Source organism: Pseudomonas graminis (assembly GCF_004364335.1).
Taxonomy (GTDB): domain Bacteria; phylum Pseudomonadota; class Gammaproteobacteria; order Pseudomonadales; family Pseudomonadaceae; genus Aquipseudomonas; species Aquipseudomonas graminis_D.
Genome location: NZ_SOCR01000010.1, coordinates 55334 through 81347 on the forward strand (window position 1 = coordinate 55334; position 26014 = coordinate 81347).

26 protein-coding genes are annotated in these 26014 nt (G+C 62.5%); 14 read left to right on the forward strand and 12 right to left on the reverse strand.

Translation table 11 applies throughout. From position 1 onward, the window contains the following. The first annotated feature begins 229 nt into the window (after positions 1-229). A complete protein-coding gene (locus EC919_RS19500; RefSeq protein ID WP_133776013.1) occupies positions 230-583 on the forward strand; it encodes a hypothetical protein in 354 nt (117 codons plus the stop codon). A 182-nt stretch (positions 584-765) separates the two neighbouring features. On the opposite strand, the gene trxA is transcribed toward EC919_RS19500, so the two are convergent. From trxA to EC919_RS19515, 3 genes are all read right to left on the reverse strand, one after another. Continuing rightward, positions 766-1638, reverse strand: a complete 873-nt coding sequence (trxA, locus tag EC919_RS19505; RefSeq protein ID WP_133776014.1) for a thioredoxin — start codon at positions 1636-1638, stop codon at positions 766-768. Positions 1639-1883: 245 nt separating this feature from the next. Continuing rightward, the gene (locus EC919_RS19510) at positions 1884-2543 is read right to left on the reverse strand and encodes a class I SAM-dependent methyltransferase (protein WP_133776015.1); all 660 of its coding nucleotides are present in this window, start codon (positions 2541-2543) and stop codon (positions 1884-1886) included. Then, positions 2540-2992 carry a hypothetical protein gene (locus EC919_RS19515; RefSeq protein WP_133776016.1) on the reverse strand — a complete coding sequence of 151 codons (453 nt, stop codon included), beginning with the start codon at positions 2990-2992 and terminating at the stop codon, positions 2540-2542. Before EC919_RS19515 ends, EC919_RS19510 begins: the two co-directional genes overlap by 4 nt. 173 nt (positions 2993-3165) lie before the next feature. Between EC919_RS19515 and nrdR the strand changes: the two genes are divergently transcribed. The 11 genes from nrdR to EC919_RS19570 all read left to right on the forward strand — a co-directional run bounded on the left by nrdR (position 3166) and on the right by EC919_RS19570 (position 11601). Continuing rightward, positions 3166-3630 carry a transcriptional regulator NrdR gene (nrdR, locus tag EC919_RS19520; RefSeq protein ID WP_065988433.1) on the forward strand — a complete coding sequence of 155 codons (465 nt, stop codon included), beginning with the start codon at positions 3166-3168 and terminating at the stop codon, positions 3628-3630. Positions 3631-3632: 2 nt separating this feature from the next. Beyond that, entirely contained in the window at positions 3633-4772 is a 1140-nt protein-coding gene (gene ribD, locus EC919_RS19525) for a bifunctional diaminohydroxyphosphoribosylaminopyrimidine deaminase/5-amino-6-(5-phosphoribosylamino)uracil reductase RibD (RefSeq protein WP_166650590.1), read from the forward strand. Between the two features lie 46 nt (positions 4773-4818). Beyond that, the gene (locus tag EC919_RS19530) at positions 4819-5490 is read left to right on the forward strand and encodes a riboflavin synthase (protein WP_133776018.1); all 672 of its coding nucleotides are present in this window, start codon (positions 4819-4821) and stop codon (positions 5488-5490) included. A gap of 17 nt (positions 5491-5507) precedes the next feature. Further along, the gene (gene ribBA, locus EC919_RS19535) at positions 5508-6599 is read left to right on the forward strand and encodes a bifunctional 3,4-dihydroxy-2-butanone-4-phosphate synthase/GTP cyclohydrolase II (protein WP_133776019.1); all 1092 of its coding nucleotides are present in this window, start codon (positions 5508-5510) and stop codon (positions 6597-6599) included. Positions 6600-6747: 148 nt separating this feature from the next. Beyond that, on the forward strand, positions 6748-7224 hold the full coding sequence (gene ribH, locus EC919_RS19540; protein WP_037017809.1) for a 6,7-dimethyl-8-ribityllumazine synthase: 477 nt from the start codon (positions 6748-6750) through the stop codon (positions 7222-7224). Further along, on the forward strand, positions 7221-7721 hold the full coding sequence (gene nusB, locus EC919_RS19545) for a transcription antitermination factor NusB (protein WP_133776020.1): 501 nt from the start codon (positions 7221-7223) through the stop codon (positions 7719-7721). The genes ribH and nusB overlap by 4 nt, the downstream gene beginning before the upstream one ends. Positions 7722-7758: 37 nt before the next feature. After that, positions 7759-8724 carry a thiamine-phosphate kinase gene (gene thiL, locus EC919_RS19550; protein ID WP_133776021.1) on the forward strand — a complete coding sequence of 322 codons (966 nt, stop codon included), beginning with the start codon at positions 7759-7761 and terminating at the stop codon, positions 8722-8724. Next, positions 8721-9230 (forward strand): phosphatidylglycerophosphatase A family protein, encoded by a 510-nt coding sequence (locus tag EC919_RS19555; RefSeq protein WP_065988427.1) that lies wholly within the window; start codon positions 8721-8723, stop codon positions 9228-9230. The genes thiL and EC919_RS19555 overlap by 4 nt, the downstream gene beginning before the upstream one ends. 11 nt (positions 9231-9241) lie before the next feature. Continuing rightward, positions 9242-10033 carry a substrate-binding periplasmic protein gene (locus EC919_RS19560; RefSeq protein WP_133776022.1) on the forward strand — a complete coding sequence of 264 codons (792 nt, stop codon included), beginning with the start codon at positions 9242-9244 and terminating at the stop codon, positions 10031-10033. Between the two features lie 106 nt (positions 10034-10139). Next, positions 10140-10757, forward strand: coding sequence for a GTP cyclohydrolase II (gene ribA / locus EC919_RS19565; protein ID WP_166650591.1), 618 nt, complete (start codon positions 10140-10142; stop codon positions 10755-10757). Between the two features lie 46 nt (positions 10758-10803). Beyond that, positions 10804-11601, forward strand: coding sequence for a cobalamin-binding protein (locus EC919_RS19570; protein ID WP_208294998.1), 798 nt, complete (start codon positions 10804-10806; stop codon positions 11599-11601). 17 nt (positions 11602-11618) lie between these two features. Here the strand turns inward: EC919_RS19570 and EC919_RS19575 are convergent, their stop codons facing one another. The 7 genes from EC919_RS19575 to EC919_RS19605 form a co-directional block, all read right to left on the reverse strand. Then, positions 11619-13505 carry a TonB-dependent receptor domain-containing protein gene (locus EC919_RS19575; protein ID WP_133776025.1) on the reverse strand — a complete coding sequence of 629 codons (1887 nt, stop codon included), beginning with the start codon at positions 13503-13505 and terminating at the stop codon, positions 11619-11621. 195 nt (positions 13506-13700) lie between these two features. After that, positions 13701-15590 (reverse strand): 1-deoxy-D-xylulose-5-phosphate synthase, encoded by a 1890-nt coding sequence (dxs, locus tag EC919_RS19580; protein ID WP_133776026.1) that lies wholly within the window; start codon positions 15588-15590, stop codon positions 13701-13703. A 175-nt stretch (positions 15591-15765) separates the two neighbouring features. Beyond that, a complete protein-coding gene (gene ispA / locus EC919_RS19585) occupies positions 15766-16653 on the reverse strand; it encodes a (2E,6E)-farnesyl diphosphate synthase (RefSeq protein WP_133776027.1) in 888 nt (295 codons plus the stop codon). Then, positions 16650-16892, reverse strand: a complete 243-nt coding sequence (locus EC919_RS19590; RefSeq protein WP_062384761.1) for an exodeoxyribonuclease VII small subunit — start codon at positions 16890-16892, stop codon at positions 16650-16652. Before EC919_RS19590 ends, ispA begins: the two co-directional genes overlap by 4 nt. A gap of 676 nt (positions 16893-17568) precedes the next feature. Next, complete coding sequence (nfsB, locus tag EC919_RS19595; RefSeq protein WP_133776028.1) at positions 17569-18222, reverse strand: oxygen-insensitive NAD(P)H nitroreductase; 654 nt, start codon at positions 18220-18222, stop codon at positions 17569-17571. Between the two features lie 28 nt (positions 18223-18250). After that, positions 18251-19438, reverse strand: coding sequence for an L-dopachrome tautomerase-related protein (locus EC919_RS19600; RefSeq protein WP_133776029.1), 1188 nt, complete (start codon positions 19436-19438; stop codon positions 18251-18253). A 56-nt stretch (positions 19439-19494) separates the two neighbouring features. After that, a complete protein-coding gene (locus EC919_RS19605; protein WP_133776030.1) occupies positions 19495-20502 on the reverse strand; it encodes a zinc-binding alcohol dehydrogenase family protein in 1008 nt (335 codons plus the stop codon). 116 nt (positions 20503-20618) lie between these two features. Between EC919_RS19605 and EC919_RS19610 the strand changes: the two genes are divergently transcribed. Then, the gene (locus EC919_RS19610; RefSeq protein WP_133776031.1) at positions 20619-21524 is read left to right on the forward strand and encodes a LysR family transcriptional regulator; all 906 of its coding nucleotides are present in this window, start codon (positions 20619-20621) and stop codon (positions 21522-21524) included. A 204-nt stretch (positions 21525-21728) separates the two neighbouring features. Here the strand turns inward: EC919_RS19610 and EC919_RS19615 are convergent, their stop codons facing one another. Continuing rightward, the gene (locus EC919_RS19615; RefSeq protein ID WP_133776032.1) at positions 21729-23513 is read right to left on the reverse strand and encodes an IlvD/Edd family dehydratase; all 1785 of its coding nucleotides are present in this window, start codon (positions 23511-23513) and stop codon (positions 21729-21731) included. Between the two features lie 212 nt (positions 23514-23725). Continuing rightward, positions 23726-24901, reverse strand: coding sequence for a fumarylacetoacetate hydrolase family protein (locus tag EC919_RS19620; protein WP_133776033.1), 1176 nt, complete (start codon positions 24899-24901; stop codon positions 23726-23728). Between the two features lie 134 nt (positions 24902-25035). Between EC919_RS19620 and EC919_RS19625 the strand changes: the two genes are divergently transcribed. Beyond that, positions 25036-25977, forward strand: coding sequence for a LysR family transcriptional regulator (locus EC919_RS19625; protein ID WP_133776034.1), 942 nt, complete (start codon positions 25036-25038; stop codon positions 25975-25977). Positions 25978-26014: the final 37 nt, after the last annotated feature.

Below are 26014 nucleotides of genomic sequence, written 5' to 3' on the forward strand. Positions count from 1 at the left end.
CCAACCAAGATGCTGAATGCGCCGACGTGTTCGCGGGCAAGCGCGCTCCTACAGGTCTTGTGCACGACGCCGATCATACGTTCGACGCCACCCCTTGTAGGAGCGCGCTTGCCCGCGAATGCGATTTCAGGGGCAACGCTCCTACAGTATTGCGGGGTGTCAGGGATCGCGTGCAGGTCGCCAATTCCTGTGGGACCATGCCGGTCCGCCCTATCAGAGGACACACCCCATGCTGCGAATCCGTGGAACCGTCGGCGATCTGCCGGTGGATCTGACTGTGGAAATGGACGACGCCGACTGGGCTCGGCTGGGCATTCAGCTGGGCGCGCAGGTGCAGGAAACTTCGGCGCCCACGGATACGTCCGTCAAGCCTGCGGCCGGTCGCAACGATGCTGTCTGGGATATCGCTCAGGAGTTGTTGCGCAAGGCAGGCCACCTGACCGGACCGGACCTGCTCGGTCAGCTGGAAGGCCTGTCGGGCAGCACCGCTGCGGGCAAACGCCTGATGGTGCGCCTGCGCCACAGCACTAATGTGAAAGTGGAAAGCCAGGGCGACACGCCGGTGTATCACTGGGTTGAGTGATACACACAGCCTGCAGGCTCCGTGTAGGACCGGCTTTAGCCGGGAAGACGTCAAGCGTCACACCACAAAATTGAGGGTGCTCATGCGGGCCTCTTCCCGGCTAAAGCCGGTCCCACTAGTAGACCGCGTACATTCAATGGGACTGGCTCTGTCCAATGTAGGACTGGCTCTGGCCGAGAAGGCTAGTAAAGCGCCGCAAACAACCGACGACGATACGTCGTGACCAGCGGGTGATCATTCCCCAGCAGGTCGAACACCTGTAGCAGCGTCTTGTGCGGCTGGCCTTCGTTGTAGCTGCGGTTGCGGATGAACAGCTTGAGCAACCCTTCCAGCGCGGCTTCGTATTGCTGACGGGACAATTGCTGGATCGCCAACTGGTGTGCGGCTTCATCGTCCTGCGGGTTCTGCGCCAGGCGCGACTTCAACTGGGCGGCGTCAGGCAACGCGGCGGCTTCAGCCAGAAACGTCAACTGCGCCTTCGCCCCGGCCAGCGCGGCTTTGTGCTCATCGCCCTTAACCGCGTCCAGCACCGCGCGGGCTTCGGTCAGTTCGCCGCGTTCGGCCAGGCAGCGCGCATACAAAATCAGCGCGGCGGCGTTGGTGTTGTCCTCGGCGAGGATGGTCTGCAGAACCGCTTCGGCTTCGGCGAAATGGCTCTCGGCGAACATCGCCTGCGCGGTTTTCAGCGGGTCGGCGGCGGCCGGCGGCGGCATCTGCACATGGGGCTCAAGCAGCGCGCGGATTTGTGATTCAGGCTGGGCACCGGAGAACCCATCCACCGGCTGGCCGTCCTTGAACAGCACCACCGTGGGCAGACTGCGAATGCCGAAGCGCGCCACGATGTCCTGTTCAGCGTCGCAATCGACTTTGGCCAGCAACAATTCGCCCTGATAACTCTCGGCAATCTGTTGCAGCAGCGGCATCAGCACCTTGCACGGCGCACACCACTCGGCCCAGAAATCCACCAGTACGGGTTTGTGAAAGGAATTCTCGATGACCATTTGATCGAAAGTGGCGGTGGTCGCATCGAAGATGTACGGCGTGTCCTGGCTCATCGCGGGTCTCGAAAGAAGGCTTGATGGCGCGAACTATAAAGGGCTGGGGGGATTGTCGGAAGCGCGACAGCAGATGTGCGGTTTGCCGATGACCTGTGGGAGCGTGGCTTGTCCCGCGATCGGCGACGAAGTCGTCGTAAAACGGGTCAACTGGGTAAGGCTGACGCACCGTGTTGGGTGGGTTGCTGCCGCTGCGCGCCAGATCGCGGGACAAGCCACCCTCCTACGGGGTGGGTCAGGTCAGCTCAGGCCTGTCGCTGCGCATGATAAAGACTCACCCTGCGAAACTCCCACGGCTCGGCCAGATCCGGCAGCGTCAGCGCCTCAAGAACTCCCAGCCGCTCATACAGAGGATGCTGAAAGTCCCGTACCCTGGAGTCGGCCACCAACGCTTGCTTCCCACGACTGAGAAACTGATCCAGCAGCGGCAGGTTGGCGTGGTCGTACAGCACGTCCGCCACCAGGATCAGGTCGAAACGGTCCTCCTCGGCGAAAAAGTCGCTCGAATACTCAAGCGTCACGCCGTTCAGCTCGGCGTTGGCCCGGCAGGCCTCGATCGCCAGCGGATCAAGATCACAGGCGACGACTGCGAGCGCGCCGGCTTTCATCGCCGCAATGCCTGCGACGCCCGAGCCCGCGCCGAAGTCCAACACCCGCTTGCCCGCGACCCAGTGCGGCTGCTCGGCGAGAAAGCGCGCCAGCGCCAGGCCACTGGCCCAGCAGAAACTCCAATAGGGCGGATCTTCGAGAATGCGCCGGGTTTCCTCGGGGCTGAACGCGCGATCCATATTGTTCGCGTCAATCAGCCACAACTTAAGGTCCGTCCCCGGCAGCGCTTCGGCCACCAGTTGTGCATCGCCCAGCAGCTCGCTCAATGCGGCTTGCAGGTGAAGCGGGGCAGTCACGGCGCAGGAGCGAATTGCAGCTGGCCCAGTGCCTGAGTGGTGGGTTGGGTGATCAGCACGGACGGCAGATGCAGAATCAACTGACCCGACTTGCTGGCGCGGCCGCGCAGTTCGACGCGCGCGCCCACCGGGAAGGCTTCCGGGTTGAAGCGCAACTGAAACGGCAGCGACTGGTTGTTCCCCACCAGCTTGGTGCTGGTCAACAGCTTCTGCGGGCGGTTGCGATCGTCAATGACCAACAACGCCAGCTCGACTTCTGCGCCGGCCGGCACGCCCAGCAACTGGCCGCTCAGTTCGCGCTGGAACGGCTGCAACGGCCCTTGCCCTTCCGGCAGCGTAATGGCGTTGGGCGCAGGTTTGGCGGGTGCCGCAGGTTTTGGCGCTTCGGCCGTGCTGCACGCAGCGAGCAGGCCCACAAGGCTGATTACAGCAAGCGTACGTAGCGTCATGAACAGCTCCAGAAAAGCGGAAGGCGGGCGAGATACGCACGGGATGGCGCAGTATCGCTGAGTGCGACGGGTTTCACTGCACTGAATGCGCGTCTATATACCTGAAAGCCTCGGACTTGTCTTGCCAGCGAGATGCGCTACCATGGCCCTCCCTTTTTTTGTTGCCTGCCACCATGCACTGTCCCTTTTGCGGTGCCAACGACACCAAAGTCATTGACTCGCGCCTCGTTGCTGAAGGCGATCAGGTTCGCCGCCGTCGTGAATGCGTCGCCTGCGAAGAACGCTTCACCACATTCGAAACCGCTGAATTGGTACTGCCCCGGCTGATCAAGCAGGACGGCAGCCGTCAGCCCTTCGACGAAGAGAAGCTGCGCGCGGGTATGCAGCGCGCGCTGGAGAAGCGCCCGGTCAGTGTCGAACGTCTGGAAGCGGCCCTGGCCCACATCAAAAGCAAGCTGCGTGCGACCGGCGAACGCGAGGTCAAATCGTTGATCGTCGGTGAGCTGGTGATGGGCGAACTGCAAAAACTCGACGAGGTGGCCTACATCCGCTTTGCTTCTGTCTATCGGCGGTTTCAGGACCTCAACGAATTCCGCGAAGAAATCGACCGACTGGCTCGCGAGCCGGTTAAAGAGTGAGCATGACCTCCACAGAGCAAAGCGTGCTCGACGCAGCCTATATGGCGCGGGCGCTGGAACTGGCCCGCAAGGGCGTCTACTCGACGCACCCCAACCCGCGTGTCGGCTGCGTGATCGTGCGTGATGGCGAGATTGTCGGTGAAGGCTGGCACGTCCGCGCCGGTGAACCCCACGCCGAGGTGCATGCATTGCGTCAGGCGGGCGACAAGGCAAAGGACGCGACCGCTTACGTCACCCTCGAGCCCTGCAGTCATCATGGCCGCACCCCGCCGTGCGCCGACGCGCTGATCAACGCCGGTGTGGCGCGTGTGGTTGCCGCCATGCAGGACCCCAATCCCGATGTTGCCGGTCGTGGTCTGTTGCGTCTGATGGGCGCGGGCATTGCGGTGCAAAGCGGCGTGCTCGAAAGCGAAGCGCGGGCGCTGAACAAAGGGTTTCTCAAGCGCATGGAGCACGGCCTGCCGTATGTGCGGGTCAAGCTGGCGATGAGTCTCGACGGACGCACGGCCATGGCCAGCGGCGAAAGCCAGTGGATCACCGGCCCCGAAGCGCGTTCCGCCGTGCAGCGCCTGCGAGCGCAGTCGAGTGTGGTGCTGACCGGCGCCGATACCGTGCTGGCCGACAATGCGCGGCTCACCGTGCGCCCTGACGAATTGGGCCTGAACGCCGAACTCACTGCGCTGGCCGCGACCCGACCGCCGTTGCGCGTGTTGGTCGACGGGCGTTTGCGGGTGCCCCTCGATGCGCCGTTCTTTAAAGCGGGCAATGCGCTGGTGGTGACCTGTGCGGCAGCCTCGGCCCGCGAGCGTTATCACGACGAAGGCCACGACATGCTGGCGCTGCCGAGCAGTGGCGGGCACGTCGATCTGCGCAAACTGTTGGTCGAACTGGCCGCCCGTGGCGTCAACGACGTGCTGGTCGAGGCCGGCCCTAAACTTGCTGGCGCCTTCACCCGGCTGGGCCTGGTGGATGAATTCCAGATCTTCGTGGCGGGCAAGTTCATGGGCTCGTCGGCGCGACCGCTGCTGGACCTGCCGCTGGCGCAGATGAGCGAAGCGCTCGAACTCAAGATTGTCGAAATGCGCGCGGTCGGCAATGACTGGCGAGTCATTGCGATACCCGCGTCGCACCCCGGCGTATAATTCCGGCTTCCGCGCTCAGCGCTGGCCCTGTTTTCCAGGAGCACCCATGTTTACCGGCATCATCGAATCCATCGGCAGCATCCGCGCCATCACTCCGAAAGGCGGCGATGTCCGCGTTTACGTAGAGACCGGCAAGCTCGACCTTTCCGACGTCAAGTTGGGCGACAGCATCGCGGTCAACGGGGTCTGCCTGACCGCCGTTGAATTGCCGGGCGACGGCTTCTGGGCTGACGTCAGCCGCGAAACCCTGAACGTCACTGCGTTCGTCGATCTGAAAACCGGCAGCCGCGTGAATCTGGAAAAAGCCCTGACCCCGACCACGCGCCTGGGCGGCCACTTGGTCAGCGGCCACGTTGATGGCGTCGGCGAGGTGCTGTCCCGGGAAGAAAACGCCCGCGCGATCCAGTTCCGCATGCGTGCACCCCGCGAGCTGGCCAAGTACATCTCCCACAAAGGCTCGATCACCGTCGACGGCACCAGCCTGACCGTGAATGCGGTCAATGGCGCCGAGTTCGAGCTGACCATCGTCCCGCACACCCTGGCCGAAACCATCATGGGCGACTACCGCGCGGGCCGTAAGATCAACCTGGAAGTCGACCTGCTGGCGCGTTACCTCGAGCGTTTGCTGCTCGGTGACAAAGCGGCCGATCCGACGCCGGCCCAGGGCGGCAACATCTCCGAAAGCTTTCTGGCCGCCAACGGCTACCTCAAATCCTGAATCGAAGGGGGTGCCGCGTGGCGCTCAACAGCATCGAAGAACTGGTTGAAGACATTCGCCAAGGCAAGATGGTCATCCTCATGGATGACGAAGACCGCGAGAACGAAGGCGATCTGATCATGGCCTCCGAGTGCGTCAAGGCCGAGCATATCAACTTCATGGCGCGTTATGCCCGTGGCCTGATCTGCATGCCGATGACCCGCGAGCGCTGCGAGACCCTGAAACTGCCGCTGATGGCGCCGCGCAATGGCTCGGGCTTCGGCACCAAGTTCACCGTGTCCATCGAAGCCGCCGAAGGCGTGACCACCGGGATCTCCGCTGCCGACCGCGCGCGCACCGTTCAGGCGGCTGCCGCCAAGGATGCGAGGGCCGAAGACATCGTCAGCCCGGGCCACATCTTCCCGCTGATGGCCCAGGCCGGCGGTACGCTGTCCCGCGCAGGCCATACGGAAGCAGCGTGCGACCTGGCGCGCATGGCCGGTTTCGAACCGACCGGCGTGATCTGTGAAGTCATGAACGACGACGGCACGATGTCCCGCCGTACTGAGCTGGAGGCTTTCGCGGCCGAGCACAACATCAAGATCGGCACCATCGCCGACCTGATCCATTACCGGATGATCCACGAACGTACCGTTCAGCGGATTGCCGAGCAGCCGCTGGACAGCGAACTGGGCCATTTCAATCTGGTGACCTACCGCGATTCCGTCGAAGGTGACGTGCACCTGGCGCTGACGCTGGGCAAGATCTGCGCGGAAGAAGCCACACTGGTTCGCGTGCACAACATGGACCCGCTGCGCGACCTGCTGATGGTCAAACAGCCCGGCCGCTGGAGCCTGCGGGCCGCCATGAAGACCGTGGCCGACGCCGGCAGCGGCGTGGTGCTGCTGCTTGGTCACCCGCTCGATGGCGACACGGTTCTGGCCCATGTGCGTGAAACCGCAGGCGGCACGCCGATCAAGACACCGACCACTTACAGCACCGTGGGTGCCGGTTCGCAGATCCTTCGTGACCTCGGCGTGCGCAAAATGCGCCTGATGAGTTCGCCAATGAAGTTCAATGCGATATCCGGTTTCGATCTGGAAGTTGTAGAATACGTGCCCTCCGAATAATGACCGGCAGGTGACAGGCCCCGACAGCGTTCAGCCGTTGGTGGTTTTTGTCCCTGCAGTCGCCCGATTCGTGGCCTAAAATCCCTGAAAGCGCGCGCCCGATGCGCGCTTTCATGCTCTTTAATACGAGAACACGAGACTCAGCCGAATGACCCTGAAGACCATCGAAGGTACCTTCATCGCCCCCCAAGGTCGCTATGCCCTGGTGGTTGGCCGCTTCAACAGCTTCGTCGTCGAAAGCCTCGTCAGCGGCGCCGTTGATGCCCTGGTTCGCCATGGCGTGAGCGAAAGCGACATCACCATCATCCGCGCACCGGGCGCGTTCGAAATCCCGCTGGTTGTGCAGAAGGTCGCTCAACGCAGCGAATTCGCCGCCATCATCGCGCTCGGCGCCGTCATTCGTGGCGGCACCCCGCACTTCGAATACGTCGCTGGCGAATGCACCAAGGGCCTGTCCCAGGTGTCCATGGAATTCGGCGTGCCGGTTGCATTCGGCGTACTGACCGTCGATTCCATCGAACAGGCGATCGAGCGTTCCGGCACCAAGGCCGGCAACAAAGGCGCTGAAGCTGCATTGTCCGCCATCGAGATGGTCAGCCTGTTGGCGCAGTTGGAGGCCAAGTGATTAACGACGAAAGCGATCAGTTCAACCCGCGTGATCCACGTGCGGCAGACGCTGGCAAGCCATCCAAAAGCGAAAAGCGTCGTGCGGCTCGCCAGATGGCCACTCAAGCCCTGTACCAGCGCCACATGGCGGGTCAGTCGCTGAACGAGATCGAAGCGCAGTTCCGCGTCGACAACGACTTCACTTCCGTCGATGCCAGCTATTTCCACGACATCCTCCACGGCGTTCCGGCCAATCAGGACAAGATCGACGCTGCGCTGGCGCCATGTCTGGACCTGACCATCGAAGAGCTGGATCCGGTTGAACTGGCGGTATTGCGCCTGTCGACCTGGGAACTGCTGGAGCGCATCGACGTGCCGTACCGCGTGGTCATCAACGAAGGTATCGAGCTGGCGAAAGTCTACGGTTCGACCGACGGCCACAAGTTCGTCAATGGCGTGCTCGACAAGCTGGCTCCGCGTCTGCGCGAAGTCGAAGTGAAGGCGCACAAACGCTGAGGCTTCTGGGTTTCTCCAGAACCTGAGCGTCTCCGCCATGGGCGAGTTCGAGCTGATCCGCAATTACTTTGCCGCTGCGCCCTGCGCGCAGCCCGGCGAAGGCGTTGCCTTGGGGATTGGCGACGACTGCGCCCTGTTGTCGGTGGTCGCTGGCCAACAACTCGCCATCTCCACCGACACGCTGGTCGCCGGGGTGCATTTCCCCGACGTCTGCGATCCTTTCCTGCTCGGCCAGCGCGCACTCGGCGTGTCGGCCAGCGACCTGGCTGCCATGGGCGCCAGTCCCCTCGCATTTACCCTTGCCCTGACCCTGCCGCAGGTTTCCGCCGACTGGCTGGAAGCGTTCGCCCGTGGTTTGAACGCCATGGCTCAAGGCTGCGGCCTGCGCCTGATCGGCGGCGACACGACGCGCGGGCCTTTGAGCCTGACCCTCACGGTCTTCGGCACCGTCCCGACCGGGCAGGCCTTGACCCGAAGCGGCGCGCGGCCTGGGGATCTGTTGTGCGTGGGCGGCCCGCTCGGCGACGCGGCCGGGGCGCTGCCGTTGGTGTTGAACCAGCGCAGCACCGAGGCGTCTACCACTCAGGCCTTGCTGGCGAGTTACTGGTCGCCGCAGCCGCAATTCGCGCTGGGCATCGCATTACGCGGCAAGGCCAGCGCGGCGTTGGACATCTCCGACGGACTGCTCGCCGATTGCGGACATATCGCAACGGCTTCAGGCGTACGCTTGCTGGTAGAGCGCGAAAAAGTGCCGATGTCTGACGCGTTGCTGACGTTTTTCGGGCCTGACGCGGCGTTGAATGCCGCGCTCAGTGGAGGCGATGACTACAGACTGGCCTTCACGTTGCCGCCATCATGGCTGGCTGAGCTACAGGCCGCCGGCTTGCCTGTTTTCGTTCTGGGTCGGGTGGTCGAAGGCCACGGCGTGGTGCTGACTGACGCACTTGGGCAGGACGTCACCCCGTTGACTCGGGGCTATCAACATTTTCAGGAGACACGGTGACAGATCATCCTAATCAGGTCCCGGCGGAGAACGTTCCTCCGTCGGTGTGGACCAATCCGTGGCATTTCCTGGCCTTCGGTTTCGGCTCCGGCACATTGCCCAAAGCGCCCGGCACCTGGGGCTCAATGGTCGCTGTACCCTTTATCCCGCTGTGGCAAATGCTGCCGGACTGGGGCTATTGGCTGATGCTCGGCCTGACCATGCTGTTCGGCTTCTGGCTGTGCGGTAAGGTGGCCGATGACCTGCGCGTTCACGACCATGAAGGCATCGTCTGGGACGAAATGGTCGGGATGTGGATCACCTTGTGGCTGGTGCCCGAGGGTTGGGTCTGGCTGCTGGTGGGCTTTTTGGTGTTCCGCTTTTTCGACATCCTCAAGCCCTGGCCCATTCACTGGATCGACAAGCATGTGCACGGCGGCGTCGGCATCATGCTTGATGATGTCCTGGCCGGTGTTTTCGCATGGCTGGCAATGCAGGGGCTGGTCTGGCTGTGGGCTGTCATGTAGGGGCGGCGCTCATGAGGCGTTCAGGCGTGGGATGGCTGCTGGGTCTGGCGTTGCTGATAACCAGTGTCTGGGCGACCGCCGACGCAGCGCCCCCTGCGCCGATGTCCGACAAACCCACTGACATCCAGTTGGTGAGCGAACACTGGAACGGCTATACCGAAAACGACGGCAGTGGGCTGGGTTGGGATTTGATGCGCGAGATTTTTGAGCCGGCCGGCGTGAAGGTCGAGCAGCGCATCGAGCCCTATACCCGCGCGGTCGGGCTGGTGCAGCGCGGCGAGGCTGATGCCTGGGTCGCTGCCTACAAAGATGAGGTCAAGGGCACGCTTTATTCGAAGTGGCACTACGACAATGACGAAATCTACACGCTGGGTCTGGCCTCGAAACCACTTCCAACCCTGCAGACTTTGGCCAATTATCGTCTGGCCTGGGTCCGCGGCTACGAGTTTCAGCACTATCTGCCCAACGTCACGCACTTCAACGAAGTCCCCCGGCGCGATCACATTCTGCCGATGCTCGAATACGGGCGTGCGGATTTGTACATCGACGCCAAGCCGGAGATGGATTTCATCCTCGCCCAAAGCAACGATCCCCAACGCTATCGACTGACGTACCTCACCGTCATCCCCTTGTACCTGAGCTTCGCAGACACCCCGCGAGGGCACGCGCTGCGGGATCTGTTTGATGTGCGGATGGGCGATCTCGTGCACAGCGGCAAGCTGCGGCCGATCTTTGCACGCTGGAAGCACCCGTATCCGTTCGACACAGACGGTCGTCAGTCCGGTACTGATGCTGCCCACTGATCAAACTTGTTGATCTGATTGGCCGACAATTCAGCCTAAGCGTCTGTCGGAACCTGCTGTTACAATGTTGCGAATTTCCAGCCCTCATACTGATCAGGAGCACCCGGTGCCCGTCGTATTTGTCGCGGCTTCCAAGCTGCCTACCCCCTTTGCCACTTTCAAGATGAACGGCTTTCTCGAGCCGGAAAACGGCCGCGAGCATGTCGTACTGACCCTCGGCGATGTGTCAGATGGCGCCCCGGTGCTCGGTCGTGTGCATTCCGAATGCCTGACCGGTGATGCGCTGTTCAGTCAGCGCTGCGATTGCGGTTCCCAGCTTGAAGCGGCGTTGCGCGCCATCGCCGCCGAAGGACGTGGCGTGCTGTTGTATCTGCGCCAGGAAGGTCGCGGCATCGGCCTGATGAATAAGATTCGCGCATATGAATTGCAGGACGGCGGTGCGGACACCGTTGAGGCGAACGAGCGCCTGGGCTTTGCCGCTGACCAGCGCGATTACGGCATCTGCCTGCCGATGCTGGAGCATCTGGGCATCAAGTCCCTGCGTCTGATGACCAATAATCCGCGCAAGGTCAAAGCGCTGACCGACATGGGCATCACCGTCGCCGAGCGTGTGCCGCTGCACACCGGCCACAATCCGCACAACAAGCTTTATCTGGCGACCAAGGCCGGCAAGCTGGGTCACATGATGGGCAACGAGCATCAGAGCGAAGCCGATCCGGCGTGATACCTGGCCGCCTGCGCCTTCGTCTGGCGCAGGCTGGACGCGCTTGATGCGCCCGCTGATTGCCTGCCTGTTGTTGCTGATCGCCTTTCAGGCTGGCGCTGCCCAGAGGGTAGTCAGCTTCGCTCCCTCTTTGACTGAAATCGTTATCGAACTGGATGCCGCCGATCTGTTGGTCGGCGTGATCGACGGCGGCCCGCGCCCGGAACCGGTATTGGGCCTGCCTTCGGTGGGTCGATACGGGCAGCTCGACATCGAGCGTCTGCTCAGTTTGCAGCCCGATCTGTTGTTGCTGTGGCCCGGTAGTGTCAGCGCGGCCCAGCGCGACCAACTCAAGCGCCTGAACATTCCCACCTACACCGCCGAGCCCCACACGCTGAACAAGCTGGCTGACCAGATCGAGCAAATTGGTGAACGCCTTGGCCGTGCGGATCGTGGGCGTCAAGTCGCGGCAGATTTTCGGCAGCGACTGGCCGCGTTGCGTGAGCGGTACCGGCGCGATGTCCCGCTGACGGTGTTCTACCAAGTGTGGGACCCGCCGCTCTACACGGTAGGCGGCGGGCAGATCATCAGCGATGCACTGACCGTGTGCGGCGCACGCAACGTCTATGACGACCTCAAACTGCCGGCGCCCCAGGTCAGTCTCGAGTCAGTGCTGCAGCGCGACCCGGACGTGATTCTCGCCAGCGACGCTGCGTTGTTGCCGGCATGGAAAACGTGGTCGCAGTTGAAGGCCGTGAAAGCCGGTCGCCTGATTGCCGTGCCCGATAAAGGCCTCGAACGAGCCAGTGGGCAAATGGTGGCGGCGGTGGCGAAGGTGTGCAGCATGATAGCGCCAGAGCGCTAGATCAGGCGGCTGCAAATCTACAGCGCCGGCGTCCAGGTCACGCCAAACATCCACGTCCGACCCTCTTCACGATAGCCGTAGTTGCTGCTCCCATCGAAGCTGTACAGCGTTCGGCTATAGCGCTTGTCCAGGGCGTTATCCAGCTTGAACTCGAGTCTTACTTCGTCGCTGGCTTTCCAGCTGCTGCGCAACCCGAACAGCGAATAGCCGCCAAAATGTTGGGTGTTGGCCTCGTCATTGTAGCTGTCGCTGACGGCCTGCCAGCTGGCGCCGACGCCGAGGCGATCAAACTGACGGTCGAGATCCAGGTTCAGGGTGCGCCGAGCGCGACGGTTGAGCGTGTGCCCGGTGTCACGGTCACGCGGGTCGATAACCGACGCGCCCAGCTTCCCGGTCCAGCCAAACAATCGCTGCTCAAGCGACCCTTCGAAACCGTTGATCCGTGCCGAACCGATATTTTCAGGGCGGAAGTCACTGTCGAGGGCGATGGCGTCCTGAAGGTCAGTGCGATAGAGCGAGGCCTCAAGACGAGCCGTGTCGCTCAGGCGACTGCGCCACTGCAGCTCGTAGCTTTTCGAATGCTCGGGCTTGAGATTCGGGTTGCTGAAGTCCGGGTAATACAGGTCATTGAACGTCGGCGCGCGGAAGCCTTCGCTGTAGGAAAGCAGCACATCGTTGGCGTTGTTGAGCGGCACGGTGAGCGTGCCGCTCCAGGTGTTCTGGCTGCCGAATTGTTCGTTCTGGTCGTGGCGCAGGCCCAGTTCGGTGGAGAAGTGCTCGCCTTTGAAGCGATGCTGAATGAACGCCGCGCGGTTCCAGCGGCTGTCCTCGTCGAACGCCGTGCTGCTGTTGACGCGGTCTTCGTACCAGTCGCCACCCAGCATCAGGCTGTTGCGATCGTCCAGGGTCAGGTCGTTCTGCCAATTGAGCGAGTCGCGGTAGGTGTTGAACACGTAGTGATCGTCGCTCAGCTTATCCAGCGTCTTTTCGCGGTTCTCGCTGTGGCCCAGCTCCAGGCGGGTTTTCCAGGTCTGGTTGATGCGGGCGTCGACGTAGGTGCCCAGGCTGCTCAGGTCGAACTTGCTGTACTGCTTCTGACCCACGGTATTGAACGTGACCGGGTCGAACAGACCGAACGGGTTGTCGAACTCGGTCTTGCCCCGGTTATCCAGCGCGTTGAAACCGACTTCCACGTCGTCGCTGAGCCAGTGGCTGAGGTTCAGGCTCAGGGATTTATTGCGGTAGGCGTCGTGATCGTCATCGCTGGCGAAGGACGGGCCGGTGCGGTCGATGCCTGCCGTTTCATCCAGGCTGGTGCTGAGGTTGAAATGCGTCTGCTGATCGCCGCCCGACACGCCGAGGCTCTGCTGCTGCGTGCCGCGACTGCCAAAACCCGTGTGCAGCCGAGCTTGCAGCCCTTGCTCGGCGCCCCGTCGGGTGAAGATCTGAATCACCCCGCCAATGGCGTCCGCACCGTAGATGACCGAGCGTGACCCGCGCAGCACTTCCACGCGCTCGATCTGCGCGACGTCGAGGTATTGCAGGTTGCTGTCCGCCGACGTGGCGTTAGCAATGCGCTGGCCATCGACCAACACCAGAGTCTGCGCGGCCTTGGTCCCGCGAATGAAAATCCCCGGCAGACTGCCCCGGCCACCGCTGGGCGCCACTTGCACACCGGGCACGCGACTCAGCAGGTCAGTGACGCTGCCGGGTTGCAGCCGCTCGATGTCGGCGCGGGTGAACACGGTGTTCGCCGCGCTGCTGGCGTCACGCTGCTCGACCTGGCGATTGGCGCTGATCAGCAAGCTGTCCAGTTTCAAGGCGCTTTGGCGATCAGGCTGATCGGCAAAGGCCTGCGTGGCGGGGATGAGGGAAATGGCGAGGGCGAAGCGGGAAATTGTCATCGTATTGATCGCAAACCTGAAGAGCGCCACCCCGGTCACTCCCACCAGTCTGTGGTTGGCCGAGTCAGTTGGTTTGACAGGTCACTGTAGGAGCGCACTTGCCCGCGAAAGCGATCTGTCTGTTGCAAGCGTCTCAACGGACAGATCGCAATCGCGGGCAAGGGGGAGCGCCACCGCGGTCACGACCACAAAAAACTACATCTTCAGCAGGCGCTGACTGATCGACGCTTCGATCCCGGCAGCATCCAGGCCGCACTCAGCCAGCATCTGCGCCGGTTTGGCGTGTTCGACGTAAACGTCCGGCAGGCCCAGGTGCAGCACCGACTTGAGAATGTTCTCACGTGCCAGGAACTCGCTGACCGCCGCACCCGCGCCACCCATGACGGCGTTCTCTTCTATCGTCACGAGCAAGTCGTGGCTGCCGGCCATTTCGCGCACCAGTGCCTCGTCCAGCGGTTTGACGAAGCGCATGTCGACCACGGTAGCGTCGAGCTTTGCCGCCACGATCAGCGCTTCGCTCAACTGCACGCCGAACACCAGCATCGCGACTTTGCTGCCTTGACGACGAACCACACCCTTGCCGATTTCCAGCGGCTCAAGACTGCTCTCGATCACGGCACCGGGTCCATTACCGCGTGGATAACGCACGGCCGCAGGGCCTTTGAACAAGTGACCGGTGGTGAGCATCTTGCGCAGCTCGTTTTCATCGCTCGGCGTCATGACCAGCACGCCGGGGATGCAACGCAGGTAAGACAGATCGAAGCTGCCGGCGTGGGTCGGGCCGTCTTCGCCCACCAGCCCCGCGCGGTCGATGGCGAACAGCACGTCCAGATTCTGCACGGCGACGTCATGAATCAGCTGATCGTAGCCGCGCTGAAGGAACGTCGAATAAATCGCCACGACCGGCTTGGCGCCTTCGCAGGCCATGCCCGCCGCCAACGTGACTGCGTGCTGCTCGGCAATCGCGACGTCGAAATAGCGCTCCGGGAAACGTTCGCTGAACGCCACCAGATCCGAGCCTTCTTTCATGGCCGGCGTGATACCGACCAGGCGCTCGTCCGCGTCGGCCATGTCGCACAGCCACTGGCCGAACACGCCGGAATACTTCGGTCCGCCGGCTTTTTTGGGCACGACAGGGGCGTTCAGCGGGTCAAGCTTGGTGATGGCGTGATAACCGATCGGGTCCACTTCAGCCGGGGCGAAGCCTTTGCCTTTCTTGGTGACCACGTGCAGGAACTGCGGCCCCTTGAGATCACGCATATTGCGCAGGGTAGCGATCAGGATGGGCAGGTCGTGGCCGTCGATCGGGCCGATGTAGTTCCAGCCGAGTTCTTCGAAGAGCGTGCCGGGGACCAGCATGCCTTTGGCATATTCTTCGGTGCGGCGGGCGATTTCCCACGCGCCGGGCAGACGCGACAGCACTTTCTTGCTGCCTTCGCGCATGCTCGCGTAAGTGCGGCTTGAGAGGATTTTCGCCAGGTAGTTCGACAGCCCGCCAACGTTGCGCGAGATCGACATGTCGTTGTCGTTGAGGATCACCAGCATGTCGGCGTTGACTTCGGGCGCGTGGTTCAGCGCCTCGAAGGCCATGCCGGCGGTCAGTGCGCCGTCGCCGATCACGGCAATGGACTTGCGCTCACTGCCTTGCAGACGGGAGGCGATCGCCATGCCCAGCGCGGCGCTGATGGAGGTGCTGGAGTGACCGACGCCAAAGGTGTCGTACTCGCTTTCGCTGCGACGCGGGAAAGCCGCCACACCGCCTTTCTGGCGCAGGGTCGACATCTGCTCGCGACGACCCGTGAGGATCTTGTGCGGGTACGCCTGATGACCGACGTCCCAGACCAGCCGGTCGTCAGGTGTGTCGAAGACGTAGTGCAAGGCCACGGTCAGTTCGATGACGCCGAGGCCGGCGCCGAAATGGCCGCCAGTCTGGCCAACGGTATAGAGCAGCTCCAGGCGCAGTTCGTCCGCCAGGGCTTCAAGCTCTGCTTCACCTAAGCGGCGCAGGCCGTCCGGCGTCACTGCCTTGTCGAGCAGCGGCGTGGACGGGCGCTCGCGGGGAATCTCTTTGAACGTCGTGGGCATCAGGCGAATCGTTATAAGTAAAAGAGGCGGCAGTTTACCTGATGCATCGTCGGCTGCGCACGGTGTGCAGCAATGCGATGTTCAGGCGACACGATTGCCGGCGAAATAGGGCGGCGGCAGCGAGGCTGTTTACGCCCAATAAGTGCTATGACCTGCACCAGGTTGCAGCGTTCGACTAGTTGCGGCGTTCGACGATATAACGGGCCAACGCGCGCAAGGGCTCCGCGGCCTCGTCGAACGGTCGCAGTGCCACGAGGGCCTGATCGCGCAGTTCAAGTGCGTAATGCTTGGCTTCTTCCAGGCCCAGCAGCGCCGGGTAGGTCGGCTTGTCCCGGGCAATATCGGCACCCTGGCGTTTGCCCAGCGTGGCGGTATCGCTCTCGACGTCGAGAATGTCGTCCTGCACCTGAAACGCCAGGCCGATGGCGCGGGCGTAGATCTGCAGCGAATCAAGCTGGACCTGGGTTGCGTTGCCGCTGGCCAGGGCACCGAGCCTGACGCTGGCTTCGATCAGTGCGCCGGTCTTGTGCCGGTGCATGAATTCCAGCGCCTCCTGGTCGAGCTTGAGTCCGACCGAGCCAAGATCAATGGCCTGTCCGCCGACCATGCCGGCAGGGCCGGATGCAAGGGCGAGGGTGGCGACCATCTTCAGCCGGGTCTCGGCGTTCTGCGGGGTCAGCGCGTTATCGCTCAGCACGCTGAAGGCCAGGGTTTGCAGACCGTCGCCGGCGAGAATCGCGCAGGCTTCGTCAAAGGCTTTGTGGGTGGTGGGCAGGCCGCGACGCAAATCATCGTCGTCCATGGCCGGCAGGTCGTCGTGCACCAGTGAATACGCGTGGATCAATTCAACAGCGCAGGCGGCGCCGTTGGCGTGTTCGGCGTTGCCACCCAAGGCTTCGCAGGCGGCGTAGACCAGCAGCGGGCGCACGCGCTTGCCGCCATTGGTGACGCTGTAGCGCATGGCGGCGTAAAGGCGGGTCAATTCAGGGGCGGGCGCATCGAACAGAGTCTCCAGCGCCGCGTTGACGCGAGCCTGGCTGAGTGCCTGATACGCCGCGATCATTCCGGCTGTTCCGCGTCGAAGGGTTCTTCGGCCAGTTCGCCGTCACGTTCCAGCAAGACCTGCACCTTCTGCTCGGCCTGGGCCAGCGCGCTCTGGCACTCGCGGGTCAGGCGGATGCCTTGTTCGAAGGCGGTCAGTGAGTCTTCCAGCGACAGCTCACCGTTCTCCAGACGCTCGACGAGCGTTTGCAAATCCGTGAGGGACTGTTCGAAATCCAGTGCAGCTTTCTTGCGGGCCATGGCGGCTATCCCGGTAGACGTTAAACCGGCGCGACACTAGCAGAGCGCAGGCATCGGGGCAAATGAGAAGGGTGAGGCGGGTGAAGCCTTGCTGCCGCTGCGCGCCAGATCGCGGGACAAGCCACGCTCCTACAGGAAAGTGTTTTCACCCTCAATCCTTCGTCTGACCCCAATCTGTGGGAGCCGGCTTGCTGGCGAACGCGCTGTGTCAGCAAATAGAGATTTATCTGATCCAACGTGTTCGCCAGCAAGCCGGCTCCTACGGATGCATGCACGGCGCAGGTTTCGAGTGTTAACGCCGATTCAGTGTAGGAGCGCGCTTGCCCGCGAAAGCGGCATTTCAGTCACCGCATGATCGTCTGAAGCGGCGGAATCGCCAGCAAGCCGGCTCCTACGGATCCATGCACGGCGCAGGGTTTGAGTGTTGACGCCGATTCATTGTAGGAGCGCGCTTGCCCGCGAAGGCGTCGTTTCAGATGGCAGAGATTTATCTGATCCAACCTGTTCGCCAGCAAGCCGGCTCCTACGGATCCATGCACGGCGCAGGGTTTGAGTGTTGACGCCGATTCGGTGTAGGAGCGCGCTTGCCCGCGAAAGCGGCATTTCAGTCAACGCATGATCGTCTGAAGCGGCGGAATCGCGAGCAAACTCACTCCTCTAGGTGTGTGCGGCGGGGTTACAGGAAGGTAAGCACCGTCTCGGCCGGCAGGCGCGATTTCGGCAGTTTGGCGTTGAAATCGCTGTCGCTGCGGTAGCCCAGGCTGACTACGACCAGGCTGGTGAAACCCTTGTCACGCAGGCCCAGTTCTTCGTCGAGCTTCTTGAAATCGAAGCCTTCCATCGGCGTCGCGTCCAGGCCCAGCGATGCAGCGCCCAGCAACAACGTGCCCAACGCCAGATAGGTCTGCTTTTCCATCCAGTGCTGCACGTCCTTCTGATCGAATTTATGCATATCCACATAGCCACGACGGGTTTTGTCCTGGCCGGCTTTGGCCTCGTCGTTGGCGAAACGTCCGTCAGCCTCCTCCTGAGCCAGTACGGCGTGCAGGTGGGACTCGGGCATTTCGGTGCGAGTGCAGAACACGATAACGTGGGACGCATTGAGCATCTTCGCCTCGTTGTAGGCAAAACCACCTTCGGCCGACCTGGCCACCCGCGCTTTGCCCTGCTCATCGGAGGCGACGATGAAGTGCCAAGGCTGCGAGTTCACCGACGACGGGCTGTGACGCAGTTGTTCCAGCAACTCGTGGATCGTCTCCTGGGGAATCTTGCGTGAGGCATCGTAGGCTTTGGTGGTGTAGCGCGATTTTGCCAGTGCGGTCAGTTGCATGATGAATCTCCGAAATGGGGAAACTGAATCAACGGGTCGGCGCAGGCGCAGCGTCGATCTTCACCCGCAGCAGGCTGTAGGGCTTCTCGCGCAGGTCCTTGCCATCGTGGAAACCGGCCTGGCGCTGCAACTGATTGGCCGTGAAATACAGGTAGCCATCGGGCCCGACCGACAAGGTGTCCGGCCACAGCACGCGAGGGTCGTGAACGATGGTCTGCCAGCTACCGTCGGCCAGGCGTTTGCGGATGCCGTTGTGTTCGTAGTCGCCGGCGTAGACCGCGCCATTGGCGTCTGCTTCCAGACCGTCCGAGGCACCTTTTTCGCCGAGGTCTTTGACCGCAGCGTTCAGTTTCGCATCGCTCACGCCGGCATCACGCAGCATCGCCGTAGGCACGGCGTACAGGTGGCGACTGGAAAGCGCGCTGAAATACAGCGTCTTGCCGTCAGGGGACAGGGCGATGCCGTCAGACGCAACGGCCATGGTTTTCGGCTTACCGTCCGGGCCTTTGGTGACCAGTGCGGTTTGGCCTTCGACCACCGGCTTGAAGTCAGGGTCGGCCGAAGTAGATTTTGCGCCACTCAAGCGACGGGTCGCCTTGCCACTGGCGATGTCCATGACGATGATCGCGCCGGGCCCGGAGACCGACGAATCCGTCACATAGACCGTGCCTTCCTTGCCCGCGCGAAAATCAAAGCGCATGTCATTGACGTAGGTGCTCGGCAGGATGACGTTGGCCGGAAAGACCAGGGTCTTCACCACCTTGTTACTGGCCAGATCAACGGCCACCAGCTTGGCGCCGCCGGCTTTCGGCGCGGCGAAATTAGGTGCGGCGGTATCCAGCAGCCAGACACGGCCCTGACCGTCGGCGACCACGCTCTGCACGCTGATCAGGCCTTTGGCCGGGTCTTTGGGGTCTTCCTTGTTGATGGCTGCATCGGGGTAGGCGACGACCTTGCCGTCACGGATTTCACCCACGGTAAACGGCACGTCGTCGCCCCAGTGCGGGTAATTGACGAAGATGCGCCCGGTTTCCGTGACAGTCACGCCGGTGGGCATGGCGTCGTGGAAGGAGAACACCTGCTCAAGCTGGCCGATGGTTTTCTCCGCCGGTGCATCGGCGGGCAAAGCGTTGGTTGCGATCGTGGCGGCGATGCCGGTCTGGCTGATCAACGCGACGGACAGGGCCAGCGCTGACAACATCATGTGCTGCTTCATGGACACAAACGGCTCCCGGCCTGCCGCAGCAGGCCATTCAAATAATGGAAACAGGTTCAGAAACCTTCGAGGACGATCTTGCCCTTGGCCTTGCCGCTTTCGATCACGGCGTGGGCGCGGCGCAGGTTTTCAGCATTGATCGCGCCGAAATGCTCACCGAGGGTGGTCTTCAGCACGCCTTGGTCGATCAGATCGGCGACCCGATTGAGCAGTTCATGCTGGGCAATCATGTCCGGTGTTTCGTAGAGCGAGCGGGTGAACATCAGTTCCCAGTGCAGCGACAGGGCCTTGCGCTTCATCGGCACCACATCGAGGGATTTCGGGTCATCGATCAGCGCCAACTGGCCTTGTGGTTTCAAGGCCTCGATCAGTTGCGTGAAGTACGAATCGGTGTGGGTCAGGCTGGCGACATGGCTCACCTGACCGACGCCGATCTGATTCAGTTGCTCGACCAGCGGCTGGCTGTGATCGATAACGTGATGGGCGCCCAGACTCTCGACCCATTCGCGGGTTTCCGGACGCGACGCGGTACCGATCACGGTCAGTTTGGTCAGTTGGCGGGCCAGTTGCACCAGTATCGACCCGACGCCGCCACCGGCACCAATGATCAACAGGCTGTCACCTTCGCCGCCGCCTTCCTCGATGCCCAGGCGATCAAACAGCAATTCCCACGCGGTGATCGAGGTCAGCGGCAGCGCGGCGGCGTGGGCGTTGTCCAGGCTCTTGGGTTTGTGCCCAACGATGCGCTCGTCGACGAGGTGAAACTCGCTGTAGCTGCCAGGACGGGCAATGGAGCCGGCGTAGAACACTTCGTCCCCGGCTCTGAACAGCGTGACGTCGCTGCCCGTTTCGCGAACAACCCCGACGGCGTCCCAGCCGACCACCTTGGGTTCGGTGGCGGCAGAGCCGGCGCGGATTTTGGTGTCCACCGGGTTCACCGAAATCGCTTTGACTTCGACCAGCAAATCACGAGGGCCGGGTGTTGGCTTGGGCAGGTCCATGTCGAGCAGCGCATTGGGGTCTTCGATGGGCAGACCGTGCTGGGTGAAGGCGATGGCTTTCATGGCGATCTCTCTAATCAGTGGACAGAAGGTGGCTGAAACGTTGGACCCATCTTGTTCTTGTTCGTCAGGCAGAAAAACCCGCAGAATCCGGCAACACTTTCACGGCTGGAGTGAAAATGATCCGCATCGACGACCTAACCTTGTTCGTTCGCACTGCTGCGCTGGGCAGCTTCTCCAATGCCGCGCGTGAGGTGGATCTGTTGCCGGGGCAAGTCGCGGCGGCCATCAAGCGCCTTGAACGCGAGCTGGATATCCGCCTGTTTGCCCGTTCGACGCGCAGCTTGCGCCTCACCGCTGAAGGCGAGCAGTACCTGCCGACCGCCCAGACAGTGCTCGATGCCTTACGGGATGGTCGGGAAAAGCTGCAGCGGGAAAGTGCCGAGCTGCAAGGCACGCTGCAGGTGGCGGCGCCCTCGGATCTGGGGCGAAACATGCTGCTCCCCTGGCTGACGGACTTTCGCAGTCAGCACCCGGCGCTGAATCTGCGCCTGTTTATCTCCGATCAAGTGGCCGATCTGTTTCGCGATCCGGTGGACGTTGCAATTCGCTACGGCGTGATCGAAGACGCGAACTACATTGCGTTGGCGCTCGCGCCGTGGAATCGCCGGGTGCTGGTGGCTTCGCCGGAGTATCTGGCGCGCAAGGGGCGGCCCATGGTCTCGGACGACTTGCTGCGCCATGAGTGCTTGCTGTTCACCCTGGCGGGGCGGGTGTACGACAAATGGCGGCTCGGTGGGCGGGTGTTCTCGGTGTCAGGCCCGTTACTCACCGATGACGCTGATCTGGTGAGGCGCTGGGCGGTGGCGGGGCAGGGCGTGGCGTACAAGTCGTGGCTGGATGTCTGCGAGGACGTGCACGCCGGGCGCTTGGAACTGGTGCTGCCCGATTACCCGGGCGAGCCGACCCCGCTCAACCTCGTCTGCCCCCACCGCAAACAGTTTTCCCCGGCGGTGCAACAGCTGCATTCGTTGTTGAAAAACCGCTTTGCCGGCATGGAAAAGGGGTTGCCGGCGTTGTTGTGAGTACTGCCCAACCCTCTGCGTCCATGGCGCAACTCTCGGCCCAATGATGTCCCTGTAGGAGCGTGGCTTGTCCCGCGATCGGCGACAAAGTCGTCGCAAAACCTGTCATCTCGGTGTGGAAGCCTTCCCGAGGAAGTCAATCTACGACTGCTTCGCAGCCAATCGCGGGACAAGCCACGCTCCAACAAGAGCGCGCGCGGCTGCTCAATGGGAATGCCGCGGCTCGCCACTCCGTGCAATCACCCGCAGATGCAATGTCGCCGGCTCGAGGCATCCGCCGGTGGACAACTGCCCCACCAACTGCCGATACAGCTCCTGCCAAGGGGTTTGCGAGGCGGGCATTTTCGGTTCGAACAGCGCGCGGCGTTCGGCCATTTCCTCGTCGCTGACCAGCACGTTGACGCTGCGGTTGTTCAAATCCACGCGCAGCCGGTCGTTGGTTTTCAGCAGCCCAAGACCGCCGCCCACCGCCGCTTCCGGCGACATGTTCAGGATCGAAGGGCTGGCCGAGGTGCCGCTCTGCCGGCCATCACCCAGGCACGGCAGCGAATCAATACCTTGTTTGATCAACGCGGAAGGTGGCGCCATGTTTACCACTTCGGCGCTGCCGGGATAACCGACCGTGCCGGCGCCGCGGATCACCAGAATGCAGCGCTCGTCGATTTCCAGCGAAGGGTCGTTGATCCGTGCGTGATAGTCCTCCGGGCCCTCGAACACGATGGCTCGCGCCTCGAAGCTGTTCTCTGCGCCCGGCTCGGACAGATAGGTCTTGCGGAACGCCTCGCCGACCACCGACATCTTCATGATCGCGCTGTCGAAAAAATTGCCGCTCAGCACGATGAAACCGGCGCGGTGTTTGAGCGGGTCTTCGTACGGGCGGATCACGTCGGTGTCATGGGCGACAGCATTGCGCACGATGTCACCGATGGTTTTGCCGGAGACCGAGCCGCAGTCTTCATGCAGCTTGCCAGCCTTCTGCAGCTCGTGCATCACCGCCGGCACGCCGCCTGCGCGGTGGAAGCCTTCGCCCAGATACTTCCCGGCCGGCATGCAATTGACCAGCAACGGCACGTCTTCGCCGATGCGCTGCCAGTCGTCGAGGCTCAACTCGACACCCATGTGCCGTGCGATGGCGATCAGGTGAGGCGGGCAGTTGCTCGACGCACCCAGCGCCGATGCGACCGCAATCGCGTTTTCAAACGCCTCGCGGGTCATGATTTGCGAAGGCCGCACGTCTTCACGAACCAGATCGCAGATGCGCTTGCCAGTCATGTAGGCCATCTGCCCGCGCTCGCGGTACGCCGCCGGAATGCTCGCGCAGCCCGGCAGCGACATGCCCAGCGCTTCGGCCAGCGCGTTCATCGAAAGCGCCGTGCCCATGGTGTTGCAGTGGCCCACCGACGGCGACGCCGCCGTTGTCATTTCCATGAAGCCTTCGTAATTGATCTCGCCTGCGGACAGCAGATTACGCGCATGCCAGAGCACCGTGCCGGAGCCAATCAGCTCGCCCTTGTGACGACCGTCGAGCATCGGCCCGCCAGACAACACAATCGACGGCAGGTCGGTGGTCGCCGCGGCCATCAGGCAAGCCGGCGTGGTTTTGTCGCAGCCGGTGGTCAGGACGACGCCATCCAGCGGGTAGCCGTGAAGAACTTCTACCAGTCCGAGGTACGCCAGGTTGCGGTCCAGGGCGGCGGTCGGGCGACGGGTTTGCTCGGCCATTGGGTGCACCGGAAACTCCATCGGGATCCCGCCCGCATCGCGAATGCCGGCTTTGACTCGCTGGGCGAGCTCCAGGTGATGGCGGTTGCAGGGCGCCAGATCAGAGCCGGTCTGGGCGATGCCGATGATCGGTCGGCCCGATTGCAGCTCCTCGCGGGTCATGCCGTAGTTCATGTAGCGCTCGACGTACAGCGCCGTCATGTCAGCGTGTTCCGGATCATCGAACCATTGCTGGCTGCGAAGCGGGCGTTTCGGCGTGTCGGACATGGGTCGGGTCTCTCTTGGAATTAGGGGGTGTGCGTCGCGCTGGGAGAATGCGTTTCTGATGGAGCCGGCTTCCTGGCGAACCATGCTGCGTCAGGCGACGCAGGTCTGTCTGATACACCGCGGGTTCGCCAGCAAGCCGGCTCCTACAGGGCACCGAAGTTTGCCAGCGAGCCCGTTCATTCAGTATCAGGCGAGCCGATGATCGCTCAGGACTACAACAAACCGCGCACGGCGAGGTTGCGCAACAGCGCGCCGACGCCGAATGTCCACGGCGCCGCGTCACTGCTGTGGGTCACCTCATTGTGCAGGCCGCCGAACAGGCTGCTGCTGATACTGACCTGATCGCCCAGCTTGTGGGTAAAACCGCCGCCGGCATGGTCACGGTCGGCGGTCGGGGCGAAGAGGGTGCCGAGAAACAGCAGGAAGCCGTCCGGGTATTGATGGTTGGCGTTGAGCGCCTGGCCAGCGATGTCAGCGGGATCGCGGCTGATCTGCGACATCGAGCTTGAGCCCTTCATCACGTAACCGTCATCGCCTTTTACCTGCAGATCGACCACACAGTTGCGCACGTCATCGAGGGAGAACGTTTCGTCGAACAGCCGAATGAACGGGCCGATCGAGCACGAAGCGTTATTGTCCTTAGCCTTGCTCAGCAGCAGCGCGCTACGGCCTTCGAAGTCGCGCAGGTTGACGTCGTTGCCCAGGGTCGCGCCGTGGATCTGCCCGCGGCTGTTCACTGCCAGCACTACTTCCGGCTCGGGGTTGTTCCACTCCGATTTCGGATGAATGCCCACCTGGCTGCCGCTGCCCACCGCCGCCAGCACGGGCGCTTTGGTGAAAATCTCGGCGTCCGGCCCGATGCCTACTTCAAGGTACTGCGACCACATGCCTTGCTCGATCAGCAGCGCCTTGAGTGTGCTGGCTTGTTCGGAACCCGGCTTGATGTTGCGCAGATTGTCGCCGATCGCGTTCTGCACGATCGCGCGCACGCTTGCCGCCCTGGCCGGATCGCCGGCCGCCTGCTCCTCGATCACCCGTTCGATCATGCTCGCGGCGAAGGTGACGCCGGCGGCCTTGATCACTTGCAGGTCCGCCGGCGCCAGCAGGTACGGCTTGTTGGGATCAGGCGTAGCGGTCGAGTTCGCCAGCAATTGTTCGAGGCTGGCGACGCGCGTGCCCTGGGCTTCGCGCACGGCGGCCAGAGGTGACTCGAGCTCCAGCAACTCACTCAACGTGGCAAAGCTCGACGAAAGATCAAACACCCCGTCGTTGCGCAACACCACAGGCGATGGGCCGCTGATGGGGCCGGGCACCCACGCGCGGCCAACCAATGTGCCATTCAGGCCGTCGGCGGGGAGGGTGTTATCCGGAGTGAGCTGAATCGGCATGGTGAAGTCCTCGACGCTTTTTATGGTTTCTACTTATGGTGTATCAGCGACCCTAATCAGCACCGGCGATAAACTCCAATGACATCTGCTTAGCAATCGATAACACTGGGTTATCGCTTATCGAGGCCGTCCTCATGTCAGACATTTCCTTTTCCGCAGTCTGTAACTGGCTCAAGTTCAAGCATCTGGTGCTCATCGAAACTCTCGCACGCACCCGCAACATGCATGCGGCGGCGCAGCACATGAACCTCAGCCAGCCGGCGGTAAGCAAGATGCTGCGCGAGATCGAGCGGCTGCTGGGCTTCGATGTGTTCGAGCGTCTGCCGCGCAACATGCCGCCGACCGCCCTCGGCGAGCACGTGGTTCGCTATGCGCAGATCGCTCTGAATGACGCGAGCAAGTTCGTTGATCAGATCAGCAGCCTGCGCGAGGGTGGGCATGGTTTCCTGAAGGTGGGGGCGATCTTCGCGGCGACCGCGGTGGTGCTGCCGGAAGCCATCGTGCAGTTGAAAGCGCGCTGGCCGCTGCTGTCGATCGAGGTGGTTGAGCAGACCAGCGACCACCTGATGGAAATGCTCGACGACAAGAAACTTGACCTCGCGGTGGCGCGCTACACCAACGAGAACCAGCAGCAGGTGTACGACTTTCAGGCGCTGGCGCCGGAGCCGTTCTGCATGGTCGTCAACAGCCGCCACCCCCTGACCGAGCTGGCGCAGACGCCGCTGCAAGATCTCGGAAACTGGCCATGGATTCTGTATCCGCTGGGCACACCGATCCGCGCGCGCATGGAGCAGGCCTTCGCCAAAGCCGGTATTGCGACGCCGAAGAACACCATCGACACCATTTCGATGCAGACCTTCCTGCAAGTGCTGCAGGCAGGGCCGATGATCGCCATGTTGCCGGCGTCCATGGCGCAGCCGCATCTGGATTCGGGCTTGCTGAAAGTGCTGAACACGCCGCTGAAACTGGCGCCCCAGGATTACGGAATCCTCACCAGACGCGGTGAGCCTCTGCTCGGTGCTGCATCGGAATTTGCCGAAATCCTGCTGGCGAATGCCCGGCTGGCGCGGCAGTGATCGATAACGCTGCGTTATCAATCAATGGAAACAAGTC

Bases quoted from the DNA above. Each gene is read 5' to 3' on its own strand.
- EC919_RS19530 (WP_133776018.1), top strand. From the start codon at position 4,819: ATGTTTACCGGCATCATCGAATCCATCGGCAGCATCCGCGCCATCACT.
- dxs (WP_133776026.1), bottom strand. From the start codon at position 15,590: ATGCCCACGACGTTCAAAGAGATTCCCCGCGAGCGCCCGTCCACGCCG.
- EC919_RS19590 (WP_062384761.1), bottom strand. From the start codon at position 16,892: ATGGCCCGCAAGAAAGCTGCACTGGATTTCGAACAGTCCCTCACGGAT.
- EC919_RS19560 (WP_133776022.1), top strand. From the start codon at position 9,242: ATGAGGCGTTCAGGCGTGGGATGGCTGCTGGGTCTGGCGTTGCTGATA.
- EC919_RS19605 (WP_133776030.1), bottom strand. From the start codon at position 20,502: ATGAAAGCCATCGCCTTCACCCAGCACGGTCTGCCCATCGAAGACCCC.
- EC919_RS19515 (WP_133776016.1), bottom strand. From the start codon at position 2,992: ATGACGCTACGTACGCTTGCTGTAATCAGCCTTGTGGGCCTGCTCGCT.
- EC919_RS19575 (WP_133776025.1), bottom strand. From the start codon at position 13,505: ATGACAATTTCCCGCTTCGCCCTCGCCATTTCCCTCATCCCCGCCACG.
- EC919_RS19610 (WP_133776031.1), top strand. From the start codon at position 20,619: ATGATCCGCATCGACGACCTAACCTTGTTCGTTCGCACTGCTGCGCTG.
- nrdR (WP_065988433.1), top strand. From the start codon at position 3,166: ATGCACTGTCCCTTTTGCGGTGCCAACGACACCAAAGTCATTGACTCG.
- EC919_RS19625 (WP_133776034.1), top strand. From the start codon at position 25,036: ATGTCAGACATTTCCTTTTCCGCAGTCTGTAACTGGCTCAAGTTCAAG.
- ribH (WP_037017809.1), top strand. From the start codon at position 6,748: ATGACCCTGAAGACCATCGAAGGTACCTTCATCGCCCCCCAAGGTCGC.
- EC919_RS19570 (WP_208294998.1), top strand. From the start codon at position 10,804: ATGCGCCCGCTGATTGCCTGCCTGTTGTTGCTGATCGCCTTTCAGGCT.
- trxA (WP_133776014.1), bottom strand. From the start codon at position 1,638: ATGAGCCAGGACACGCCGTACATCTTCGATGCGACCACCGCCACTTTC.
- EC919_RS19620 (WP_133776033.1), bottom strand. From the start codon at position 24,901: ATGCCGATTCAGCTCACTCCGGATAACACCCTCCCCGCCGACGGCCTG.
- EC919_RS19615 (WP_133776032.1), bottom strand. From the start codon at position 23,513: ATGTCCGACACGCCGAAACGCCCGCTTCGCAGCCAGCAATGGTTCGAT.
- thiL (WP_133776021.1), top strand. From the start codon at position 7,759: ATGGGCGAGTTCGAGCTGATCCGCAATTACTTTGCCGCTGCGCCCTGC.
- EC919_RS19600 (WP_133776029.1), bottom strand. From the start codon at position 19,438: ATGAAGCAGCACATGATGTTGTCAGCGCTGGCCCTGTCCGTCGCGTTG.
- nfsB (WP_133776028.1), bottom strand. From the start codon at position 18,222: ATGCAACTGACCGCACTGGCAAAATCGCGCTACACCACCAAAGCCTAC.
- EC919_RS19500 (WP_133776013.1), top strand. From the start codon at position 230: ATGCTGCGAATCCGTGGAACCGTCGGCGATCTGCCGGTGGATCTGACT.
- ispA (WP_133776027.1), bottom strand. From the start codon at position 16,653: ATGATCGCGGCGTATCAGGCACTCAGCCAGGCTCGCGTCAACGCGGCG.
- ribD (WP_166650590.1), top strand. From the start codon at position 3,633: ATGACCTCCACAGAGCAAAGCGTGCTCGACGCAGCCTATATGGCGCGG.